Raw genomic sequence first — 19,643 nt, 5'->3', positions numbered from 1 at the left:
GTGTCCTTGGGTGTGGGTTGCTGACCTGAGAGCGCGGGGCTCAGAGGGAGATGTCGGTGACCTTGACCTGGGTGTACTTCTGGCGGTGACCCTGGCGCTTCTTGTAGCCGGTCTTGTTCTTGTACTTCTGGATGATGATCTTCGGGCCCTTGGTGGCACCGACGACCTCGGCGGTCACCGAGGCGCCGCCGAGCTTGGCGGAGTCGGAGGTGACGGTCTCGCCGTCGACCACGAGCACGACGGGGAGGGTGAGGGAGTCACCGGCGGCCGTCGCGACCTTGTCGATCTCGATGACGTCGCCCACGGCAACCTTCTGCTGCTTGGCGCCTGCGCGCACGATCGCGTACACCGCGGTCTCCTTCGTCGGTCTCTGCTCGATGTCTCTGGGCACTGCGTTCGGGTCTCCGGGCACGCACGCTGGCGCGCCGCACGGAGAGAGGGCGCACTGGGAAGCGCGCACCGAGGGTCAATAGTACGGACGTGGGGCGACGACCGCAAAACGCCGGTACGCCGCCCCACCCTCCGTGGCCTGCACGGTCAGCGCTTGCGCGGGCTCCGCTTCTTCACGGGCACGGCCTCGACCGAGGAGTCGTCCACGTCCTGGCCGGAGTCCTGGCCGGAGTCCTGGCCGGAGGCCTGGCCATCGGTGGCCGCGGCGCCGTCCACGGCGGCGCCGCCGCCGGCCTGGGCCCCTGCGGGCGGACCGGCCGGACGGGTGGCGCTGCGACCGCGCGTGCGGGTCACCACACGCGGCGGGGGCGGCGTCTCCACCGGCGTCGCCGGGGCCGTCTCGAGCGGCTCGACGGCCTCGGCGGTGGCCGGGGCCTCCGGGGAGGCCGGCTCGCTGATCGAGACCGGCTCGCTCACCGTGACGGCGGCGGGCTGCCCGGCCGGACGGCTGGCCGAGCGGCGACGGGTGCGGGTCACCACCCGGGGTGCCGCCGGCTCGGCCGGCGCCTGGTCGAGCGGCACGGCAGGTGCCTCCGCAGCGGGCTCGGGTGCCGGCTCAGCGGTCTGCCCAGCGGTCTGCTCCGCGGTCTGCTCCGGGGCCTGCTCGGCGGCCGGCTGCTTCGCGGGGTCGGCCGTCGGCTCGACCCGCGCCGGGACGTCGGCCTGCTTCTGGTCGGCCTGCTTCTGGTCGGCCTGCTTCTGGTCGGCCTGCTTCTGGTCGGCCTGCTTCTCGTCGTGGCGCGCCATCGCGGCGAGCTCCGCCGGCGTCGGCACCTTCGCGCCGCCGTCCTGGCCACCGTGCTGGCCGCCGTTCTGGCCGCCGTTCTGCTTGCCCGACCCCTGCTGCTGGTCGTCGTCGCCCCGGCCCTTGCCGCCGCGGCGACGGCCGCTGCGACCGCGACCCTCGTCCTCGGCACCCTTGCGGGCCTCGACGGGCGCGTCGTGGATGACCACGCCGCGTCCCTGGCAGTGCTCGCAGTTCTCCGAGAACGACTCGACCAGGCCGGTGCCGATGCGCTTGCGGGTCATCTGCACGAGCCCGAGCGAGGTCACCTCGGCGACCTGGTGGCGCGTGCGGTCGCGGCCCAGGCACTCGACGAGGCGGCGCAGCACCAGGTCGCGGTTGGACTCCAGGACCATGTCGATGAAGTCGACGACGATGATGCCGCCGATGTCGCGCAGCCGGAGCTGGCGCACGACCTCCTCGGCCGCCTCCAGGTTGTTCTTGGTGACCGTCTCCTCGAGGTTGCCCCCGGAGCCGGTGAACTTGCCGGTGTTGACGTCGATGACCGTCATCGCCTCGGTGCGGTCGATGATCAGCGACCCGCCGGAGGGCAACCAGACCTTGCGGTCGAGCGCCTTGGCGATCTGCTCCTCGACCCGGTGGGCGGCGAAGACGTCCTTGCCGTCGTGCTCGGAGGGCTCGTAGCGCTCCAGCCGCTCGGCGAGGTCCGGGGCGACGTGCTGGACGTAGCCCTGCACGGTGTCCCAGGCGTCCTGGCCCTCGATGACGAGCCGGGAGAAGTCCTCGGTGAACAGGTCGCGGACCACCTTGAGGGTCAGGTCCGGCTCGCCGTACAGCAGCTGCGGGGCGCTGCCCTTGGCCTTCTTCTCGATGTCCTCCCAGCGCGCCTTGAGCCGCTCGACGTCGCGGGTCAGCTCGTCCTCGCTGGCGCCCTCGGCGGCGGTCCGCACGATCACCCCGGCGGTGTCGGGGACGATCTCCTTGAGCAGCGCCTTGAGGCGGCCGCGCTCGGTGTCGGGCAGCTTGCGGGAGATGCCGCTGGTGGTGCCGTCGGGCACGTAGACCAGGAACCGGCCGGCGAGGCTGACCTGGCTGGTCAGCCGGGCGCCCTTGTGGCCGATCGGGTCCTTGGTGACCTGGACGAGCACCGACTGGCCCGAGGAGAGCACCGACTCGATCTTGCGGGGCTGGCCCTCGCGGTGGCCGAGCGCGGACCAGTTGACCTCGCCGGCGTAGAGCACCGCGTTGCGGCCCTTGCCGATGTCGATGAACGCCGCCTCCATCGAGGGCAGGACGTTCTGGACGCGACCGAGGTAGACGTTGCCGATCAGCGAGGTCTGCGACTCGCGGGCGACGTAGTGCTCGACGAGCACCTTGTCCTCGAGCACGCCGATCTGGGTGAGCTCGTCGCGCTGGCGGATGACCATGACCCGGTCGACGGCCTCGCGGCGGGCCAGGAACTCGGCCTCGCTCACGATCGGCGCACGGCGGCGGCCGGCCTCGCGGCCCTCGCGACGGCGCTGCTTCTTGGCCTCGAGGCGGGTGGAGCCGGAGACCGCGGTGATCTGGTCCTCGCCGGTGCGGCCCTGGCGGACCCGCGTGACGGTCTTCTCCGAGTCCTCGCCGCCCTCGTTGGCGTCCCCGCCCTCGCCCGAGCGGCGGCGACGCCGGCGGCGCCGCGAGGAGGAGCCCTCGCCGGACTCCGGCTCGTCCTTGCCCTGCTCGGACGTCTCGTCCTCGGCCTGGCCGGAGGCATCGCCGGACTTGTCGCCCGACGTGTCGCCGGAGCCGTTCCCGGACTGCCCGCCCTGGCCCCTGCCGCGCTGGTTGCGGCCGGCCGCCGGGGCCTCGTCGTCCTCGGCGGTGGCCTCGGAGCCGCCCTCGCCGGACTCACCGTTGCCGCCCCCGCCGGACTTGCGACGGCGGCGACCGCCGCGACGGCGCCGACGACGGCCGTTGCCGCCACCCTCGCCGTCCTGGTCCTGGTCCTGGTCCTGGTCCTGGTCCTCGTCGGTGTCCGACTCGCTGTCCGACTCGGTGTCCGCGTCGTCGGTGTCGGTGCCCGACTCGGTGTCGTCCTCGCTGTCGTCGGCGTCCGCGGGCGGCTCGACCGTCGGCTCGCCGGGGGCGACCTCGGTCAGCTCGGCCTCGGTCTCGCCGGCGGCCGCGCCGTCGACGGTCTCGTCCTCGACCTCGGCGACCGGCGCCGGGGCGGCGACGGCCTTCTTGCGGGTACGGCGTGCCGGCGCCTTGACGGGCTCGGGCGCCTGGAAGAGCGGTACGGCGGCGCTGCGGGCCGCCTCGGTCGCGGGCTCGGCGGTCGGCTCGGCCGGCGCCTGGTCGGCGGGCTGCTCGACGGGCGCGTCGGCGTCGGCGGCCTTGGCGGCGGCCGTCTTGCGCGTGCTGGCCTTCTTGGCCGTGGTCTTCTTCGCGGTGCGCTTGGCGGCCGCCTTCTTCGCCGGCGGCGCCTCGCCCGCCTCGGCAGCCACCTCGGTGCCGACCGCGTCGACCGCCTCGGGCGCGACGTCGACCGGAGCGTCGCCGGGCGCCTCGACCGGAGCGGCGTCCGCGATCGGGAGCTCGGCCTCGGCGGCGACCGCTGCCTTCTTGGCGGTCCGCTTGGCGGTGGTCTTCTTGGCGGCGGTGGTCTTGGCCGCCGTCGCCTTCTTCGCGGCGGGCGCCTTCTTCGCCGCGCTCTTGCGCGCGGCGGTCTTGCGCGCCGGCGCGGCGTCGCCCTCGGGGGTGTCCCCCGGGACGGCGCCGGGGGTGGTGCCCACGGTGGTGTCGGTGGGGGCGACCTGCAGGTCGTCGTCAGCCATGTGCTGCTCCTCGGCCCGGCTCCCCGCAGGGCGGCCGGGCGGTCAGACGCCGCGGACCCGCGTGCTCAAGGTCGACGGCGCAAAGCCTTCGGTGGCGGCGACACCCTCCGCGGTGTGCGTCACTGGGAGCGGGGAGTCACCTGCCGCGGTCGCTGGGCCCTGTCACGGCCGCGTCGCGGTCTGGCGACGACCTGCACCCACCGTGCCGGCCCGCAGGCTGCGGACCAGGCGAGAACGTCGTCGGGTCGACGGGGTCGACCGTTGCCGAGTATCGCACACCACACCTGCGATGCGGTCATGCCCGCGCGCGCAGCGGGTCGCCGATCTCCCCGGTGGTCTCGTCGAGCGGGCCCTGGGCGACCCGGGTGAGCAGTGGCGCCGGGCCGACCGCCAGCGCCGAGACCTGGGCGAGTCCGCTCAGGACGTCGTCGGGACGGATCGACGGCACGGCGTGTCGCAGCACCAGGTCGAGCCGCGCGCCGGCCGGGGAACCCTCCGGCGCGGGCCCGGCGACGAGCGAGACCACGGGGACCCGGCAGTCCAGCTCCCGCAGTCCCTTCTTGGTCATCCGCTCGACGACCACCGACCCGGTGGCGAGGAACGCGTCGACCGCGGTCGCCGCCTCCATCGGCTGGGCGGCGACGTCTGCCCACCAGTGGCTGCCCTCGAGCAGGTCCGCGAGGGAGCCGCCGGGCGACTCCACGACCTCGAGGACGTCGAGCCCGGAGGGCAGGGCCTCCTCCAGGCTGACGTGGACGTCGGCGGGGTCCAGGACCGCCGCGAGCCCGATCTCGAGGTACTCGGCCTCGCTCGCCGACCCGGTCGGTGCCGCACCGGCGTACGAGATGCGCGGGTGCGGGTTGAAGCCGGAGGAGTACGCCATGGGGATGCGGGCGCGGAACACCGCGCGCTCGAAGGCGCGGCTGAAGTCGCGGTGGCTGGTGAACCGCAGCCGGCCGCGCTTGGCGTACCGGATCCGCAGCCGCTGGACCGGCGGGGCTTGCTGCTCGGGCTGCTGACGCACCCGCGGATCCTACGGCCGGCAGTCCTCGAGCAGGGGATCGGCGAACGGGCCCGACCCGGGACTGCAGCTCGGCGCGGGCGTCCGCTCGATCTCCTCGAGGCGGTCCAGGTTCCGGTCGAAGGTCACGCCGAGCAGCACGAACATGCCCACCAGGGCCAGGAGCGCCAGCGCGGACAGCAGCGTGCCGACGAGGCCGGTGACGAAGCCGGCGGTGGCGATGCCGTCACCTCCCAGGCGGCCGCCGGACGCAGCGATCTCGCGGCCCGCCGAACGGCCCAGCACCATCGCGGGGATGCCGCTCAGGAAGCCCAGGCAGGTGAGCGAGAGGACCCCGAGGACGAGCGCTGCCGTCGCGCGGCCGGGGACCGGCGGCGGGGGCTGCGGCGTCCAGGCGGGGTGCGGCGGTGGCTGGTACGGCGGTGGCTGGGTCACAGCAGCTCCTCCAGGACCGGTCGCATGGCCGGCGAGGGGTAGACGGTGCCCACACGCTCCCCCGCCAGCCAGGCGGTCAACCGCTCCGCCTCGAGGTCGAGCCGCGCGCGGACGGCTGCGGGCACGTCCTCGACGAGCCGGACGTGCACCCGCCCCGCGGGGTCCTGCACCCAGCAGCCGACGACGCGCCCGTCCCACCAGGCGGTGGTGCCGGCGTTGCCGTTGCGGTCGAAGAGCAGCGGGGCGTGCGGGCCCAGGTACCAGCCGCGCTCCTTCCAGCCCATCACCGTCGGGTCGAGCACCGGGAGCAGCGCCACCCAGTCCTCCGGGGTGGCGACCGGGTCGAGGTCCCCGGGCAGCAGCCAGCCCGTGCCGCCGCCGTCGAGGCGCACCTGGACCGCGGCCAGGTCCGCGAGGGCCGCACGCGCCGCCGCCTTGGTCGAGCCGAGCCACCAGACGAGGTCCACCTCCGTGCCGGGCCCGAAGGTCCACAGCCAGCGCCGCACCAGCTCGGCGTACCCCTCCGCGGGCGGGAGCGGGGCCGGCAGCTCCCCGAGCCAGTGCTCCATGAGGGTCCAGCGCGGCCGCGACACCCGCCAGTGCTGGGTGTTGGTGCCGCGCACGACGTGGGCGGAGGCGCCGAGCCCGGCCAGCACGCGCGAGACGAGGGTGGAGCCACCGAGGGCCGGCAGCGCCGCGCGGAGCTCGGCCGCGGTCAGCCCGTCGGGCCGTGCTGCGAGCAGCGCGAGCAGGTCCGAGCGCGCCGAGCGCAGCCAGGAGCCGCCGTCGGTCGCGATCCCCTCGAGCACGACGTCCTTGGCGACGCGCGCCTGCTCGGTGGCCGCCACCCGTGCCGCCGCGCTCCCCCACGCCGCCGGCAGCAGGTCGCGCGGGAAGACGAACAGGGTGCGCCGCATCGCCAGCTGCTTGACCAGGCTGCGGTCCGCCTCGAGCGCCCGGTCCAGGTCGGTGCGGGCGAACGCGTCGACGCGCGCCCACATCGAGAGGTACGGCGTCGCCGGCTCGGTCGAGTGCAGGACGGTCATGGCGGCGGTGGCCGTCTCGACGTCCGCCGCCCGCGCGGACGGCACGAGGCCGTGGCGGAGCCCGAGGCGCGCCCGTCGTTCGTCGTCGGTCACGTGGCGCACGGCGCCTATCCTGCCCACGTGAGTCGCTGGGTGCACGGGCTGTTCGCCCTCGTCGCCCTCGCGACGATCGTGGCGCTCGTCGTCCTGTGGCCCTCCCCCGACCGCGTGCCCGACGGTCCCCCGGGCTCCCCGACCGGCGGACCGAGCGGCATCCCGGAGCCGACCGGACCCTCCGCCACGGGTCCCTCCGGTGGTCCCACCGTCGGGCCGTCCGGGCCGTCCGGCGGGCCCACGGGGCTGCCGACGCTGCCCACCGAGCCCACCCAGACCTGCACCGACCCGCGCCCGGACCGGCTGGTGGCGCTGACGTTCAACATCCACGGCGGGCTCGGCGGCGGTGGCCTCGACCTGGAGCGCGTCGCCCGCGAGATCGAGGCGTGGGACGCCGACGTCGTCCTGGTGCAGGAGGTCGACCGGTTCCGCGCGCGGTCACGGTTCGTCGACGAGCCGACCTGGCTGGGCACCCGCCTGGGCATGAACGTCGTCTTCGGTCGCAACGTCGTCCGCGCGCCCGAGCGCCGCGGTGCCCCCCGCTCGGAGTACGGCACCGCGCTGCTGAGCCGGCTGCCGGTGCGCCGCTGGGAGAACCGGCTCCTCCCCCGCCGGCCCGGCCAGGAGCAGCGCGGGCTGCTGCGCGCGACCCTCGACCTCGACGGCCGCGGGATCGACGTCTACGGCACCCACCTGCAGCACACCCGCGGCACGATCCGCATCGCACAGCTGCGAGCGGTGCGCCGGATGGTCGCCGCGGCCTCGGGCGCCTCGACGCCGTTCCTCCTCGGCGGCGACCTCAACGCCACGCCGGACTCCCCGGCGATGGCCGTCGCGCGGTCCTTCGCCCTGGATCCGTGGCCGGTCGTGGGCAGCGGGGAGGGGCTGACGGTCCCGCCGCGGGTGCCGAGGCGCAGGATTGACTACGTGCTCCACTCCCCCCACCTCCTCCCGACCAGCGCCCAGGTGCTGCGCTCGGCGATCAGCGACCACCGCGCCGTGCGCGTCAGCTTCGACGTCCCTCGCCCCGGGTGCGGGCAGTGACCGCGCCGCAGACGACCCGCGGCACCACGAGCACCGGAGGCGCCGGCCCGCGACGTACCGCCGCGCTCGCCGCGCCCCTGCTGCTCGTCGGCGTCCTGCTGCTCTCGTTGAACCTGCGACCGGCCGCGGTGAGCGTCGGGCCGGTGCTCGACGAGGTGCGCGACGCGTTCGGCATGTCCGGCGCGACCGCGGGCCTGCTCACCTCGCTGCCCGTGCTGGCGTTCGCGGTCTTCGGCGCGTTCGCCCCCACCGCCGCCCGCGCGGTCGGCCTGCACCGGGTGACGCTGCTGGCGCTGCTCGCCGTGGGCGGGGGCCTGCTGGGTCGCGCGGTCACCGGCAGCGAGACGGTCTTCCTTGGCCTGTCCCTGCTGGCCGTGGCCGGCATGGCGATGGCCAACGTGCTGCTGCCGTCGCTGGTCAAGCTGCACTTCCCCGACCGGATCGGGGCGATGACTGCGGCGTACACGACCGCGCTCGCCGTCGGCCTGACCGCCTCCCTGGCCCTGACGGTCCCGGTCGCCGAGGCCTTCGGCGGCTGGCGGACGGGACTGGGGCTCTGGGCGGTCCTCGCACTGGTCGCGGCGCTGCCCTGGCTCGGCCTGGTCGCGCACGACCGCCGGCCCGCCGGCGAGCCCGGCACGCGCGCGGTGCGGTACGCCGAGGTCGCGCGGACGCCCCTCGGCCTGGCGATGGCGCTCTTCTTCGGCCTCCAGTCGCTGCAGGCGTACGCCGTGTTCGGCTGGTTCGCCCAGCTGTGGCGCGACAGCGGCTGGTCCCCCACCGCGGCGGGCCTGCTGGTCGCCCTGGTGGCCGCGGTCAGCATCCCGCTGTCGCTGTGGCTGCCCCGGCTCCTGGCCGCTCGCGAGAACCCCCTGACCGTCCTGCTCGCGGTCATCGCCTGCTACCCGGTCGGCTACCTCGGCCTGCTCGTCGCGCCGTACTCCCTGGCACCGCTGTGGGCCGTGCTCGTCGGCACCGGCTGCTGCACCTTCCCGCTGATCCTCACCCTCGTCGGCCTGCGGGCCCGGACCCCGGGCGGCACCGCCGCGCTCTCCGCGTTCACCCAGTCGGCCGGCTACCTGCTGGCCGCGGCCGGGCCCTTCGCCATCGGCGTGGTCCACGACGCGAGCGGTGGGTGGGACCTGCCGGTGGTGGTGCTGCTCGTGCTGAGCCTGCCGCTGGCGCTCGTGGCGACGTACGTCGCCAAGCCGCGGGCGATCGAGGACCAGCTGCACCGGTGACCCGGAGGGCGGGCGCCGCGTCCGCTGCGGCCTCCGGCTGCCTGAGGCGCCGGTCACGTCGTAGGGTGCGGTCAGGCCGTCGGGAGCCGCACGACGCCGTACCTCTCGGGAGACGTCCGTGACCGCTTCGCACCGACCACGCACGGGGGCGCTGCGCGCGCTCCTGACCGGCCTCGTCACCGGGCTGGCGGCGACCGTCGCGACCGTGTCCGTCGCCGCACCGGCCCCCGCGGCCGAGCCCGCGCCCGGCGCCTTCACCGGCTACGCCTTCGACGCGCGGTGCGCGCCCACGCAGTCGGAGATGGACGCCTGGCTGACGTCCTCGCCGTTCTGGGGCGTGGGCGTCTACCTCGGCGGCTCGACGATGTCGTGCCGGCCCGACCCGGCCGACCCGGCGTCGGGCCAGCCGCACCTCGACGCGACCTGGGTGAGCCGGCAGACGGCCGCGGGCTGGCGGCTGCTGCCCCTCTGGGTCGGGCCCCAGGCCTCGTGCAGCAGCTACGCGGACCGGATCGATCCCACGTCCACGGACGCCTACGCCGCCGCCGACGCCCAGGGCCGGGTCGAGGCCGCGGCCGCCGTGCAGCGGGCCCGCGCGCTCGGCATCGCCCGGGGCAGCACCCTCTGGTACGACCTCGAGGGCGGCTTCGACCTCGAGGACACCGACTGCCGGCGCTCCGCGCTGCGGTTCCTGTCGGGCTGGACCTCCGGGCTGCACGCCCTGGGCCACCGCTCCGGCGTCTACTCCAACATCGCGGACGGCATCCACGCCCTCGACAACGCCGACAACCTCTCCGCCGGCTCCTACGAGATGCCCGACCAGGTGTGGTTCGCCTGGGCGAACGGTCGGGCCGACACGGTGTTCTCCGACAAGGTCCGCGCCGGCAGCTGGACCGGGGAGCGCGTGCACCAGTACGCCCTCGACCAGAGCGCGACCTACGGCGGCGTCACGCTGGCCATCGACCGCAACTTCCTGCAGGTCGGCGGCGGCTCGGTGGCTCCCCGCGCGCCGCGGGCGTGTGGCGGCGTACGCCTCGACCGCGCCGACTACCCGTCCCTCGCCAAGGGCCGCCGGGGCGCGGTCGTCGAGGCCGCGCAGTGCCTGCTCAAGCAGCGCGGCAGCTACCGCGGCCGGGTCGACGGCCGCTTCGACCGCGACGTGGCGGCCGCCGTGCGCGGGCACCAGCGCGCCCGCGACCTGTCCGCCACCGGCCGGGTCGACCGCCGTACCTGGACCAGCCTGCTCGCCGCCGGCTCCGGCCCGCTGCTCAAGGTGGGCTCCGCCGAGGACGCCGTACGCCGCCTCCAGCGCGCGCTGAACGTCGCCACCACCGCCGACCTCCGGGTCACCGGTGTCCTCGACGACGCCACGAGCCGCTGGGTGGCGACCTACCAGCGCCGGGTCGGCCGGCCCGTCACCGGTGTCGTCGCCGCCGACACCTGGACCGCCCTGCGCGCCGGGCGGGTCTGACGCCTACGGGCAGGTCGGTGCCCGGGCCGACCGACCTCACACGACGCTGAGCGGGAGCAGCTGGCGCCCGGTGGGGCCGATCTGGATCTCGGTGCCCATCTCCGGGCACACGCCGCAGTCGTAGCAAGGCGTCCAGCGGCAGTCCTCGACCTCGACGTCGGAGGAGCCGTCGGCGACGGCGAGGGCGTCCTCCCAGTCGGCCCACAGCCAGTCCTTGTCCAGGCCGGAGTCGAGGTGGTCCCAGGGCAGGACCTCGTCGTAGCCGCGCTCACGGGTGGTGTACCAGCCCAGGTCGACGACGCCGCCGCCCTCGACGGGGGCCAGGGCGCCCAGCGCCTGCTCGGCGGCGGCGACCCAGCGGTCGTAGGAGAAGTGCTCGCTCCAGCCGTCGAACCGGCCGCCGTCGCGCCAGACCTGCTCGATGACCGCGCCGACGCGACGGTCGCCGCGCGAGAGCAGTCCCTCGATGATGCCGGGCTTGCCGTCGTGGTAGCGGAAGCCGATCGCGCGACCGTACTTCTTGTCCTCCCGCACGGTGTCGCGCAGCTTGCGCAGGCGCTCGTCGGTGGTCTCGTGGTCCAGCTGCGCGGCCCACTGGAACGGCGTGTGCGGCTTGGGCACGAACCCGCCGATCGACACCGTGCAGCGCACGTCGTTGCGGCCGGAGACCTCGCGGCCCTTGGCGATGACGCGCTTGGCGAGGTCGGCGATCTGCAGCACGTCCTCGTCGGTCTCGGTCGGGAGGCCGCACATGAAGTAGAGCTTCACCTGCCGCCAGCCGTGGGAGTACGCCGCGGCGACGGTGCGGATGAGGTCCTCCTCGGTGACCATCTTGTTGATCACCTTCCGCATCCGCTCCGACCCGCCCTCGGGGGCGAAGGTCAGCCCCGAGCGGCGACCGTTGCGGGAGAACTCGTTGGCCAGGTTGATGTTGAACGCGTCGACGCGGGTCGAGGGCAGCGACAGCGAGACGTTCTGGCCCTCGTACCGGTCCGCCAGGCCCTTGGCGACCTCGCCGATCTCGGTGTGGTCGGCGCTGGAGAGCGAGAGCAGGCCGACCTCCTCGAAGCCGGAGCTGCGGATGCCGTTCTCGACCATCGCGCCGATCGTCTCGATCGAGCGCTCGCGCACGGGGCGGGTGATCATGCCCGCCTGGCAGAACCGGCAGCCGCGGGTGCAGCCGCGGAAGATCTCCACGCTGAACCGCTCGTGCACGGTCTCGGCCAGCGGCACCAGCGGCTTGGCCGGGTACGGCCACGCGTCGAGGTCCATCAGCGTGTGCTTGGTGACCCGGTACGGGACGCCGGGGACGTTCGGCACGACCGCGGCGATGGCGCCGTCGGCGCCGTAGCCGACGTCGTAGAACTTCGGCACGTAGACGCCGCCGCTGACCGCGAGCCGGCGCAGCAGCTCGTCGCGCGGGCTGGGCATGTCGCCGGCGGGCCGGCCCTGGGCCTTCCACTCCCGGACGACCTCGGAGATCGCGAGCACGATCTCCTCGCCGTCGCCGAGGACGGCGGCGTCGAGGAAGTCCGCGATCGGCTCGGGGTTGAACGCCGCGTGGCCGCCGGCCAGCACGACCGGGTCCTCGCCGGTGCGGTCGGCCGCGTGCAGCGGGATGCCGGCGAGGTCGAGGGCGTTGAGCATGTTGGTGTAGCCGAGCTCGGTGGAGAAGCTCAGGCCGAGCACGTCGAAGGCGCGGACCGGTCGGTGCCCGTCGACGGTGAACTGCGGGATCGGGCCGTGCTCGTCGCCCTCGCGGAGGACCTTCTCCATGTCCGGCCACACGGCGTACGTGCGCTCCGCCACGATCCAGTCGCGCTCGTTGAGCACCTCGTAGAGGATCTGGACGCCCTGGTTGGGCAGCCCGACCTCGTAGGCGTCGGGGTACATCAGGGCCCAGCGGACGGTCTCGCCGACCTCGGTGCCCGCGCCGCAGTCCCAGTCCTTGACCGTGGAGTTGAGCTCGCCCCCGACGTACTGGATCGGCTTGGACACCGAGGGGAGGCGGGGCTCGAGCCGCGGGAAGACGGACTCAGGGGCGGACATGGGCGACCTCTCGCAGGGCGGATCGGGACTGGTCAAGCGTACGTGCGCCGACCGATAGGTTCGAAGTCGTGAGCTCCCCCGCCGTCCGTGGTCCCTTCCAGTGGTCGGTCGTCGTGCCGGTCGTCGCCCTGATCGTCCTCGCCGCCACGTGGGCCAGCCACTCGCACTGGGCGGTGCTGGTGCTCATCGCTGCGGCGCTCGTCGGTGCCGTGCTGGCCGCGGTGCACCACGCCGAGGTGGTCGCGCACAAGGTCGGCGAGCCGTTCGGGTCGCTGATCCTCGCGGTCGCCGTGACGGTGATCGAGGTCGGGCTGATCGTCATGCTGATGACCAGCGGTGGGGAGGGCACGAGCACCTACGCCCGCGACACCGTCTTCGCCGCGGTGATGATCACCCTCAACGGCATCGTCGGGATCGCCCTCCTCGTCGGCGCGGTCAAGCACCACCTGGTGAGCTTCAACCCCTCGGGCACCGGCACGGCGCTCACGACCGTGATCGCCCTGGCCAGCCTCACGATGGTGCTGCCGAGCTTCACGACGTCCGGCGACGGCCGGGAGTTCTCCGCCTCGCAGCTGGCGTTCGCCGCCGTCGCCTCGATCGTGCTGTACGCCGGCTTCGTCTTCACCCAGACCGTGCGGCACCGCGACTTCTTCGTGCCGGTCACCAGCGACGAGTACGGCCGGATCACCGGCCTGCTCGACGAGGACGGCGACGACCACGCCGACCCGCCCTCGGGCCGCGAGACCGCGCTGAGCCTGGTCATGCTCGTGGTCGCGCTGGTCTCGGTCGTCGGCCTGGCCAAGCTGCTCTCCCCCACCATCGAGGACGGCGTGACGAGCCTCGGCGCGCCGTACGCCGTCGTCGGTGTCGTGATCGCCCTGCTGGTGCTCGCCCCCGAGTCCATCGCGGCGGTCCGCAACGCCTCCCGCGACCGGGTCCAGGTCAGCCTGAACCTCGGCTACGGCTCGGCGATGGCCTCCATCGGCCTGACCGTCCCGACCATCGCGGTCGCCTCGATCTGGCTCGACGGTCCGCTCGTCCTGGGCCTGGAGACCACCCAGCTCGTGCTGCTCGCGATCACCGTCGTCGTCTCGGCGCTCACGGTCGCCCAGGGTCGCGCCAAGTCCCAGCAGGGACTGGTGCACCTCGTCCTGTTCGGAGCGTTCCTGTTCCTCTCCGTGGTCCCCTGATCGGGCCTGGGTGAGGGGCCTGCGGGCCCAGGCCGACGGACCCGGTCAGCGACCGGCGAGCCCGGCGAACCGGGTGGCGGCGGGGGCGGTGGCCCGCAGGTGGATGTTCTGCAGCAGCCCGATGGCGAGCATGCCGGCGAACATCGAGGAGCCGCCGTACGACACGAACGGCAGCGGGACGCCGGTGACCGGCATGATGCCCAGGCACATGCCGATGTTCTGGAACGCCTGGAACCCGAACCAGCAGGCGATGCCGGCGGCGGCCACCCGGCCGAAGACGTCGTCGGTGCGCGCGGCGATGACGAGCGCGCGCCACAGGACGACGACGAGCAGGCCGATGAGCAGGCCGGCGCCGAGCAGCCCGAGCTCCTCGCCGGCCACGGTGAAGATGAAGTCGGTGTGCTGCTCGGGGACGAAGCCCGAGCGGGTCTGGGAGCCGTCGAAGAGGCCCTGGCCGAAGAGCCCGCCGTTGCCGACGGCGATCCGCGCCTGCTCGACGTTGTAGCCGGCGCCGCGGGGGTCGAGGTCGGGGTTGGTGAAGGCGAGGAACCGGTCGACCTGGTACTGCTTGAGCGCTCCGGCGGCGACCGCCGCGACGGCCGCGGTGACGCCCCCGCCGACCAGGAGCAGCAGCCAGCGGCGCGGCGCGCCGGAGACCGCGAGCACGCCGAAGACGGTCGCGGAGAGCACGAGCATCGTGCCGAGGTCGGGCTGCAGCATGATCAGCGCCGCGGGCAGGCCGGCGATGGCCAGCATGCCGGCCACCTCCCCCGTCCCGACGCGGGCCCGCCAGCGCCCCTCGGCGCGCTCGGCGACGAGGAGCGCCATGCCGATCACGACCGCGAGCTTGGCGAACTCCGAGGGCTGGATCGACATCCCGCCCAGGTTGATCCACGAACGCGACCCGTTGATCGTGCTGCCCAGCGGGGAGAGCACCAGGCCGAGCCCGACGATCGAGGCGAGGTAGACCAGCGGCGCGACGATCCGCACCCACCGGTGGTCGGTGGCCATGACCAGGACCATCAGCACGACGCCGATGGCGACGTTCGTGACGTGCTTGGAGAGGTACGCCGTGGAGTCGCCGCCGGTGAGCGTGTCGCGGGCCGAGGTGGCCGACCACACCAGCAGCGTGCCGAGCACCACGAGGGCCAGCACGGCGCCGGTGAGCCACCAGTCGAGCCCGGGCGCCCGCACCGTGGTGCCGAGCCGGGTCCGGCCAGCGGTCCGCGACGCGGTCCCGCCGGCGGGCCGGACGGCGACGCGCGGGGTGAGTCGCGTGACGGTCATCGGCCCTCCTCCTGCTGCTCGGAGCGGCCCGGCGGCAGGATCGAGCCGTCGGCCATGAACGTCGGGAGCCCGGCCGGCGGCTCGGTGCCGGGGATGAACGCCTTGCGCGGGTCCACGGTGGCGCCCTCGACGCCGTACAGCGCCTCGTAGATGCGTCGGATGGAGTCGCCGTTGCGGCCCGAGCCGGTGCCGCCCTGGCTGACCATCATCACCACGACGTAGTCGTCGGTGTAGGAGGCGACCCACGAGGTCGACTGCTTGCCGTAGACCTCGGCCGAGCCGGTCTTGGACCGGATGTCGACCTCCTCGAGCGGGAAGCCGGGCAGCTTCCAGCTCATCGTGCCGCGGCTGCTGACGCCCTTCAAGGCGGTGTCGATGTAGTCGAGGACCGACGCGGGCAGGCCGACGGAGCCGACCTTCTTGGGCTTGATCTCGCGGATGGTCTTGCCGGTCGGGTCGACGATCGCCTTGCCGACCCGGGGCGCCCACAGGGTGCCGCCGTTCGCGAGCGCGGCGTACGCGCGCGCCAGCTGCAGCGGCGTGACGATGGTGTCGCCCTGGCCGATGGCGAAGTTGACCGCGTCGCCGGCGCGGTAGGCGAAGCCCTCGATGCAGAACTCGCGGGCGAACCGGTAGACGAAGTCGGAGGTCTTCGCGTCCTGCGGCTCGTCGGCGATGCCGCAGTAGTAGTCCTTCATCGAGTCGTAGTAGGCGCGCTTCCACTTCCGGTCGGCGATCCGGCCGGAAGCCTCGCCGGGGAGGTCGATGCCGGTCTCGTCGCCGAAGCCGAAGGTCTTGGCCTCCTCGACCAGCGGGTCCTTGGCCTCGACGTCGTCGACGTCGGAGCCGAAGCGCTGCCAGTAGTCGTAGCCGATCCGGTAGAAGAAGCTGTTGCAGGAGACCTCGAGCGCCTTGTCGAAGCCGATCGAGCCGTAGGCGCCGGACTCGTAGTTCTTGAACACGCGGTTGCCGACCTGGAAGCCCGAGGAGCAGGCCAGCCGGGTGTCCTCGGTGTAGCCGTTGGTCAGCGCGCCGGCCGTCATGAACGGCTTCCACGTCGAGCCCGGGGCGAACTGGCCCTGGGTGGCGCGGCCGAGCAGCGGGGTGCCGGCGGCCTCGGAGTACAGGTGCGCGAGCTGCTTCTTGGTGATCCCGCCGACCCAGACACCGGGGTCGTACGTCGGCTGGCTGGCCATGGCGACGACCCGGCCGGTGTCGGCCTCCATCACCACGACCGCGCCCGAGTCGGCCTCGTAGCGGCGGCCGGTGACGGTGTCGACCTCGGTGCGGGCCTGCTGCAGCGTGGCGGCGAGCTCCTTCTCGACCAGGCCCTGGACGCGGGCGTCGATCGAGGTGACCAGCGTCGCGCCCGGGGTGGCCTCGACCTCCCCGTCGTCGCCGAGCACGCGACCCATCGAGTCCACGGCGACGCTGCGGTAGCCGGGCATCCCGCGCAGCCAGCGGTCGTACTGCTTCTCCACCCCGGCCCGGCCCACCGACGAGGCGCCGTTGACCGACTCGTCGCCGTCCTCCTCGGCGGAGTCGAGCTCCTCCTCGGTGATCGGGCTGAGGTAGCCCAGCACGTGCGCGAGGTTCACGCCGTACGGCTCGGGGTAGTTGCGGACGGTCTGCTGCTCGGCCAGCACGGCCGGGAAGTCCTCGGGCTGCTCGAGGATGCGCAGGGCGACGGACTGCTCGACGTCGGAGGCGATCGGGACCGGCTGGTACGGCGAGCCGTTCCAGCACGCGCCCACGACGCTGCCCTCCGAGCCGCAGGTGACCAGCCGCTTGCGGATCATCCCCGCGCGCACCCCGCTGACCTGGGCGAGCCGCTCGACGAGCTTGTCCTGCTGGCCCTCGCCCATCTTGGCGAGCATGCCGCGGTCGACCGAGACCACCCAGGCGGTCCGGTTGGTGACCAGGGGGCGGCCCATGTCGTCGACGATGAGCCCGCGCTGGGGCTGGACGACGATGTCGCGCACCGACTGGTCGGCGGCCTGCGCGGTGTACCGCTCGCCGCTCACCACCTGCAGGTAGTACAGCCGCACGAAGAGGGTCGCGAACAGCGAGAAGACCAGCGCCTGCACGACGACGAGCCGGAGGCGGCTGCGGCGGCTGGCGGCCTCGGCGGCGCTCATGCGGAGGCCCGGGCCGGCTCGAGGCGGCGGAAGGCGCCCATCACCACCGGCAGCACGAGCGGGGTGAGCAGCACGTCCCAGAACACGCCGATCGCGATCACCTGCAGGACCTCGCCGACGCCCAGGGCGGGGTCCTGGAGGACGATCCCGGTGAGCGCGAAGACGGAGGTCCCGACGAACGACGACGCGGCGACGGTGGCGACGACCGACCCGGCGGTGGGCCGCACGTCCTGGCGCACCCGCCCGGCGACGTACCCCACCACGACGAGGGCCAGCGCCCAGCGCCCGGCGACGTGGTCGGCCGGGGGTGCGAGGTCGAGCACGACGCCGGCGACGAGGCCGAGGACCATGGCCGGCTCCGCGCCGCGGACGAGGCCGGTGGCGACGACGACCAGCAGGACGAGGTTCGGCACGACCCCCTCCCAGGCGAGGTGGGAGAAGACCGAGACCTGGAGGACGAGCGCGACGGCCACCGCCGCGACGGCCGCGGCCGTGCGGACCGGGCTCACCGGACGCTCCCGTCGGCCTCGATGACGGCACGGTCCGAGGCGGTGCCCGAGGGGACCACGACGCCGACGAGGTCGAGGGAGGAGAAGTCGACGTAGGGGTCGACGACGGCCCGCTGCGCGGTCTCCCGGAGGCTGGAGTAGACGGCCGTGACGCGGCCGATCGGGACGCCGGAGACGTACGGCGCGCCGCCCTCGCTCCCCCAGGTGACGACGGCGTCGTCCTTGCGGGGCACGTTGGCCTCGTCGATCAGCTCCAGGTCCAGGCGGCCGGTCGAGCCGAGCTGGCCGCGGCCCTTGACCGAGCCCAGCTCCATCGAGGAGCCGACGCGGCCGCCGACGACCGAGTCGGCGTCGACGATGAGCAGCACGGTGGCGGTGGTGCGCGTGACCCGGATGACGCGGCCGACCAGGCCGTCGTTGTTCATCACGGTCATGTCCGGGCGCAGGCCCGAGACGGAGCCGGCGTCGATGGTGACGGTGCTGGAGAACGACTGCGCCGGCGCGAGGCCGACCACGCGGGCCGGCACCAGCGAGTAGCCGAGGTCCTCGGCGGCCGCGGTCAGCCCGTCGTACTCGGTGAGCCGGTTGCGGTCGTAGTCGGCGGTGTTGACCTCGGTCCGCAGCCGGGCGTTCTCGGCCTCGAGGTCGCCGATCTCCTCGCGCAGGTCGCCGTGCGTGCGGAACCACGACGGCACCGCGGCGAACGGGCCGACCACCGCGGCCGCACCCACCTCCACGGGGCCGAACACCTCGCCGAGCGCGCGGCGGACCGGCTCGACCGGCGAGCGTTCGCCGGCCTGGGAGTCCAGGGTGATCAGCGTGAGGCACGCCAGCAGGAGGGCGACGACCAGCGAGCGCCGGGGGCGGCCGCGGTCCTCGAGCCGCTCGGTGACGCGCCAGCGCCGCTCGCGCGGGCCGCGCAGTCCGCGCTGCCGCTTGTCCTGGCCGGACTGCTGCCCGGCACCGCGCTGCACGCGCTCGAAGAGGTCGACCGCCATCAGAACCGCCTCGGCTCCGTGACGAGCACCTGCTGCAGCGCCTCGAACTCCTCCACGCACTTGCCGGCACCGAGCGCGACCGAGGTCAGCGGCTCCTCCGCGACGTGCACGGGCATGCCCGTCTCGTGGCGGATCCGCTCGTCGAGGCCGCGGAGCAGGGCGCCGCCGCCGGTGAGCACGATGCCGCGGTCCATGATGTCGCCGGCCAGCTCGGGCGGTGTCTGGTCGAGCGTCGCGCGCACCGCGTCGACGATGGCGTGCAGCGGCTCCTCGATCGCCTGGCGGATCTCCGAGCTCGAGACCACCACTGTGCGCGGGAGGCCCGAGACCATGTCGCGGCCGCGGATCTCGGCCTCCGGCTCCTCGGCCATCGGGAACGCCGAGCCCAGGGTCGTCTTGACCTCCTCGGCGGTGCGCTCCCCCAGCATCAGGGAGTACTCCTTCTTCATCCACGCCACGATCGCCGCGTCGAGGTCGTCCCCGGCCGTGCGCACGCTGAGGCTGGTCACGATCCCGCCCAGGGAGATGACCGCGACCTCGGTCGTGCCGCCGCCGACGTCGACGACCATGTTGCCGGTGGCCTGGTGCACCGGCAGCCCCGCGCCGATCGCCGCGGCCATCGGCTCCTCGACGATGTAGACGCGCCGGGCGCCGGCCTGGTAGCCGGCCTCCTTGACCGCGCGCTGCTCGACCGCGGTGATGCCGCTGGGCACGCAGATCACCATGCGCGGCTTGGCGAAGTACCGCCGCTTGTGGACCTGCTGGATGAAGAACCGCAGCATCTGCTCGGTGGCCTCGAAGTCGGCGATGACGCCGTCCTTGAGGGGCCGGATCGCGGTGATCCCGTCCGGGGTGCGCCCGATCATCCGCTTGGCCTCGTGCCCGACCGCGAGCACCTCGCCGGTGGAGACGTTCATCGCCACGACGCTCGGCTCGTCGAGCAGCACGCCCTTGCCGCGGACATAGACGAGCGTGTTGGCGGTGCCGAGGTCCACGGCCATGTCGCGGCCGATGAAGCTGTTCGCCATGCCTGGTGCCTCGCAGGTCCGTCGCGTCCGGGGAAGTCGCGGGCGCACGACGTACCGCAGCGCCCACCGGGAGCGTAAG

General features: G+C 73.9%; 15 protein-coding genes. 4 read left to right on the top strand and 11 right to left on the bottom strand.

What is annotated here, in order from left to right; translation table 11 throughout:
• Positions 1 to 40: 40 nt before the first annotated feature.
• The 5 genes from rplU to AB0N29_RS02820 form a co-directional block, all read right to left on the bottom strand.
• The gene (gene rplU, locus AB0N29_RS02840) at positions 41 to 349 is read right to left on the bottom strand and encodes a 50S ribosomal protein L21 (RefSeq protein WP_302270409.1); all 309 of its coding nucleotides are present in this window, start codon (positions 347 to 349) and stop codon (positions 41 to 43) included.
• A 188-nt stretch (positions 350 to 537) separates the two neighbouring features.
• On the bottom strand, positions 538 to 4,014 hold the full coding sequence (locus tag AB0N29_RS02835; protein ID WP_364863945.1) for an Rne/Rng family ribonuclease: 3,477 nt from the start codon (positions 4,012 to 4,014) through the stop codon (positions 538 to 540).
• 295 nt (positions 4,015 to 4,309) lie between these two features.
• On the bottom strand, positions 4,310 to 5,038 hold the full coding sequence (locus AB0N29_RS02830; protein ID WP_364863943.1) for a TIGR03936 family radical SAM-associated protein: 729 nt from the start codon (positions 5,036 to 5,038) through the stop codon (positions 4,310 to 4,312).
• 9 nt (positions 5,039 to 5,047) lie between these two features.
• A complete protein-coding gene (locus tag AB0N29_RS02825) occupies positions 5,048 to 5,470 on the bottom strand; it encodes a DUF4190 domain-containing protein (RefSeq protein WP_364863941.1) in 423 nt (140 codons plus the stop codon).
• On the bottom strand, positions 5,467 to 6,618 hold the full coding sequence (locus AB0N29_RS02820; protein ID WP_364863939.1) for a winged helix DNA-binding domain-containing protein: 1,152 nt from the start codon (positions 6,616 to 6,618) through the stop codon (positions 5,467 to 5,469). Before AB0N29_RS02820 ends, AB0N29_RS02825 begins: the two co-directional genes overlap by 4 nt.
• An 18-nt stretch (positions 6,619 to 6,636) precedes the next feature.
• Between AB0N29_RS02820 and AB0N29_RS02815 the strand changes: the two genes are divergently transcribed.
• The 3 genes from AB0N29_RS02815 (at position 6,637) to AB0N29_RS02805 (ending at position 10,365) form a co-directional block, all read left to right on the top strand.
• Entirely contained in the window at positions 6,637 to 7,653 is a 1,017-nt protein-coding gene (locus AB0N29_RS02815; protein WP_302270400.1) for an endonuclease/exonuclease/phosphatase family protein, read from the top strand.
• Positions 7,650 to 8,894 carry an MFS transporter gene (locus AB0N29_RS02810; RefSeq protein WP_364863937.1) on the top strand — a complete coding sequence of 415 codons (1,245 nt, stop codon included), beginning with the start codon at positions 7,650 to 7,652 and terminating at the stop codon, positions 8,892 to 8,894. Before AB0N29_RS02815 ends, AB0N29_RS02810 begins: the two co-directional genes overlap by 4 nt.
• A gap of 118 nt (positions 8,895 to 9,012) precedes the next feature.
• Positions 9,013 to 10,365 carry a glycoside hydrolase domain-containing protein gene (locus AB0N29_RS02805; RefSeq protein WP_364863935.1) on the top strand — a complete coding sequence of 451 codons (1,353 nt, stop codon included), beginning with the start codon at positions 9,013 to 9,015 and terminating at the stop codon, positions 10,363 to 10,365.
• A gap of 36 nt (positions 10,366 to 10,401) precedes the next feature.
• Here the strand turns inward: AB0N29_RS02805 and AB0N29_RS02800 are convergent, their stop codons facing one another.
• Positions 10,402 to 12,414: a TIGR03960 family B12-binding radical SAM protein gene (locus AB0N29_RS02800; protein ID WP_364863933.1), complete on the bottom strand. Its 2,013-nt coding sequence runs from the start codon at positions 12,412 to 12,414 to the stop codon at positions 10,402 to 10,404.
• A gap of 68 nt (positions 12,415 to 12,482) precedes the next feature.
• Here AB0N29_RS02800 and AB0N29_RS02795 point away from each other — a divergent pair, with 68 nt between their 5' ends.
• Complete coding sequence (locus AB0N29_RS02795) at positions 12,483 to 13,604, top strand: ionic transporter y4hA (RefSeq protein WP_364863932.1); 1,122 nt, start codon at positions 12,483 to 12,485, stop codon at positions 13,602 to 13,604.
• Positions 13,605 to 13,649: 45 nt separating this feature from the next.
• On the opposite strand, the gene rodA is transcribed toward AB0N29_RS02795, so the two are convergent.
• From rodA to AB0N29_RS02770, 5 genes are read right to left on the bottom strand one after another with little or no spacing between them, the layout of a single operon-like run.
• Entirely contained in the window at positions 13,650 to 14,891 is a 1,242-nt protein-coding gene (gene rodA / locus AB0N29_RS02790; protein ID WP_302270394.1) for a rod shape-determining protein RodA, read from the bottom strand.
• Positions 14,888 to 17,029: a penicillin-binding protein 2 gene (mrdA, locus tag AB0N29_RS02785; protein WP_364863929.1), complete on the bottom strand. Its 2,142-nt coding sequence runs from the start codon at positions 17,027 to 17,029 to the stop codon at positions 14,888 to 14,890. The genes rodA and mrdA overlap by 4 nt, the downstream gene beginning before the upstream one ends.
• Positions 17,026 to 17,538, bottom strand: coding sequence for a rod shape-determining protein MreD (mreD, locus tag AB0N29_RS02780; protein WP_302270391.1), 513 nt, complete (start codon positions 17,536 to 17,538; stop codon positions 17,026 to 17,028). The genes mrdA and mreD overlap by 4 nt, the downstream gene beginning before the upstream one ends.
• Positions 17,535 to 18,536 carry a rod shape-determining protein MreC gene (gene mreC, locus AB0N29_RS02775; protein WP_364863926.1) on the bottom strand — a complete coding sequence of 334 codons (1,002 nt, stop codon included), beginning with the start codon at positions 18,534 to 18,536 and terminating at the stop codon, positions 17,535 to 17,537. The genes mreD and mreC overlap by 4 nt, the downstream gene beginning before the upstream one ends.
• A complete protein-coding gene (locus tag AB0N29_RS02770) occupies positions 18,536 to 19,564 on the bottom strand; it encodes a rod shape-determining protein (RefSeq protein ID WP_302270388.1) in 1,029 nt (342 codons plus the stop codon). The genes mreC and AB0N29_RS02770 overlap by 1 nt, the downstream gene beginning before the upstream one ends.
• Positions 19,565 to 19,643: the final 79 nt, after the last annotated feature.

The organism is Nocardioides sp. NPDC092400, from assembly GCF_040684155.1.
In the GTDB taxonomy this organism is placed as follows: Bacteria; Actinomycetota; Actinomycetes; order Propionibacteriales; family Nocardioidaceae; genus Nocardioides.
Note: the sequence above shows the minus strand (reverse complement) of the source record. Positions and strands in the feature narration are given on the sequence as shown.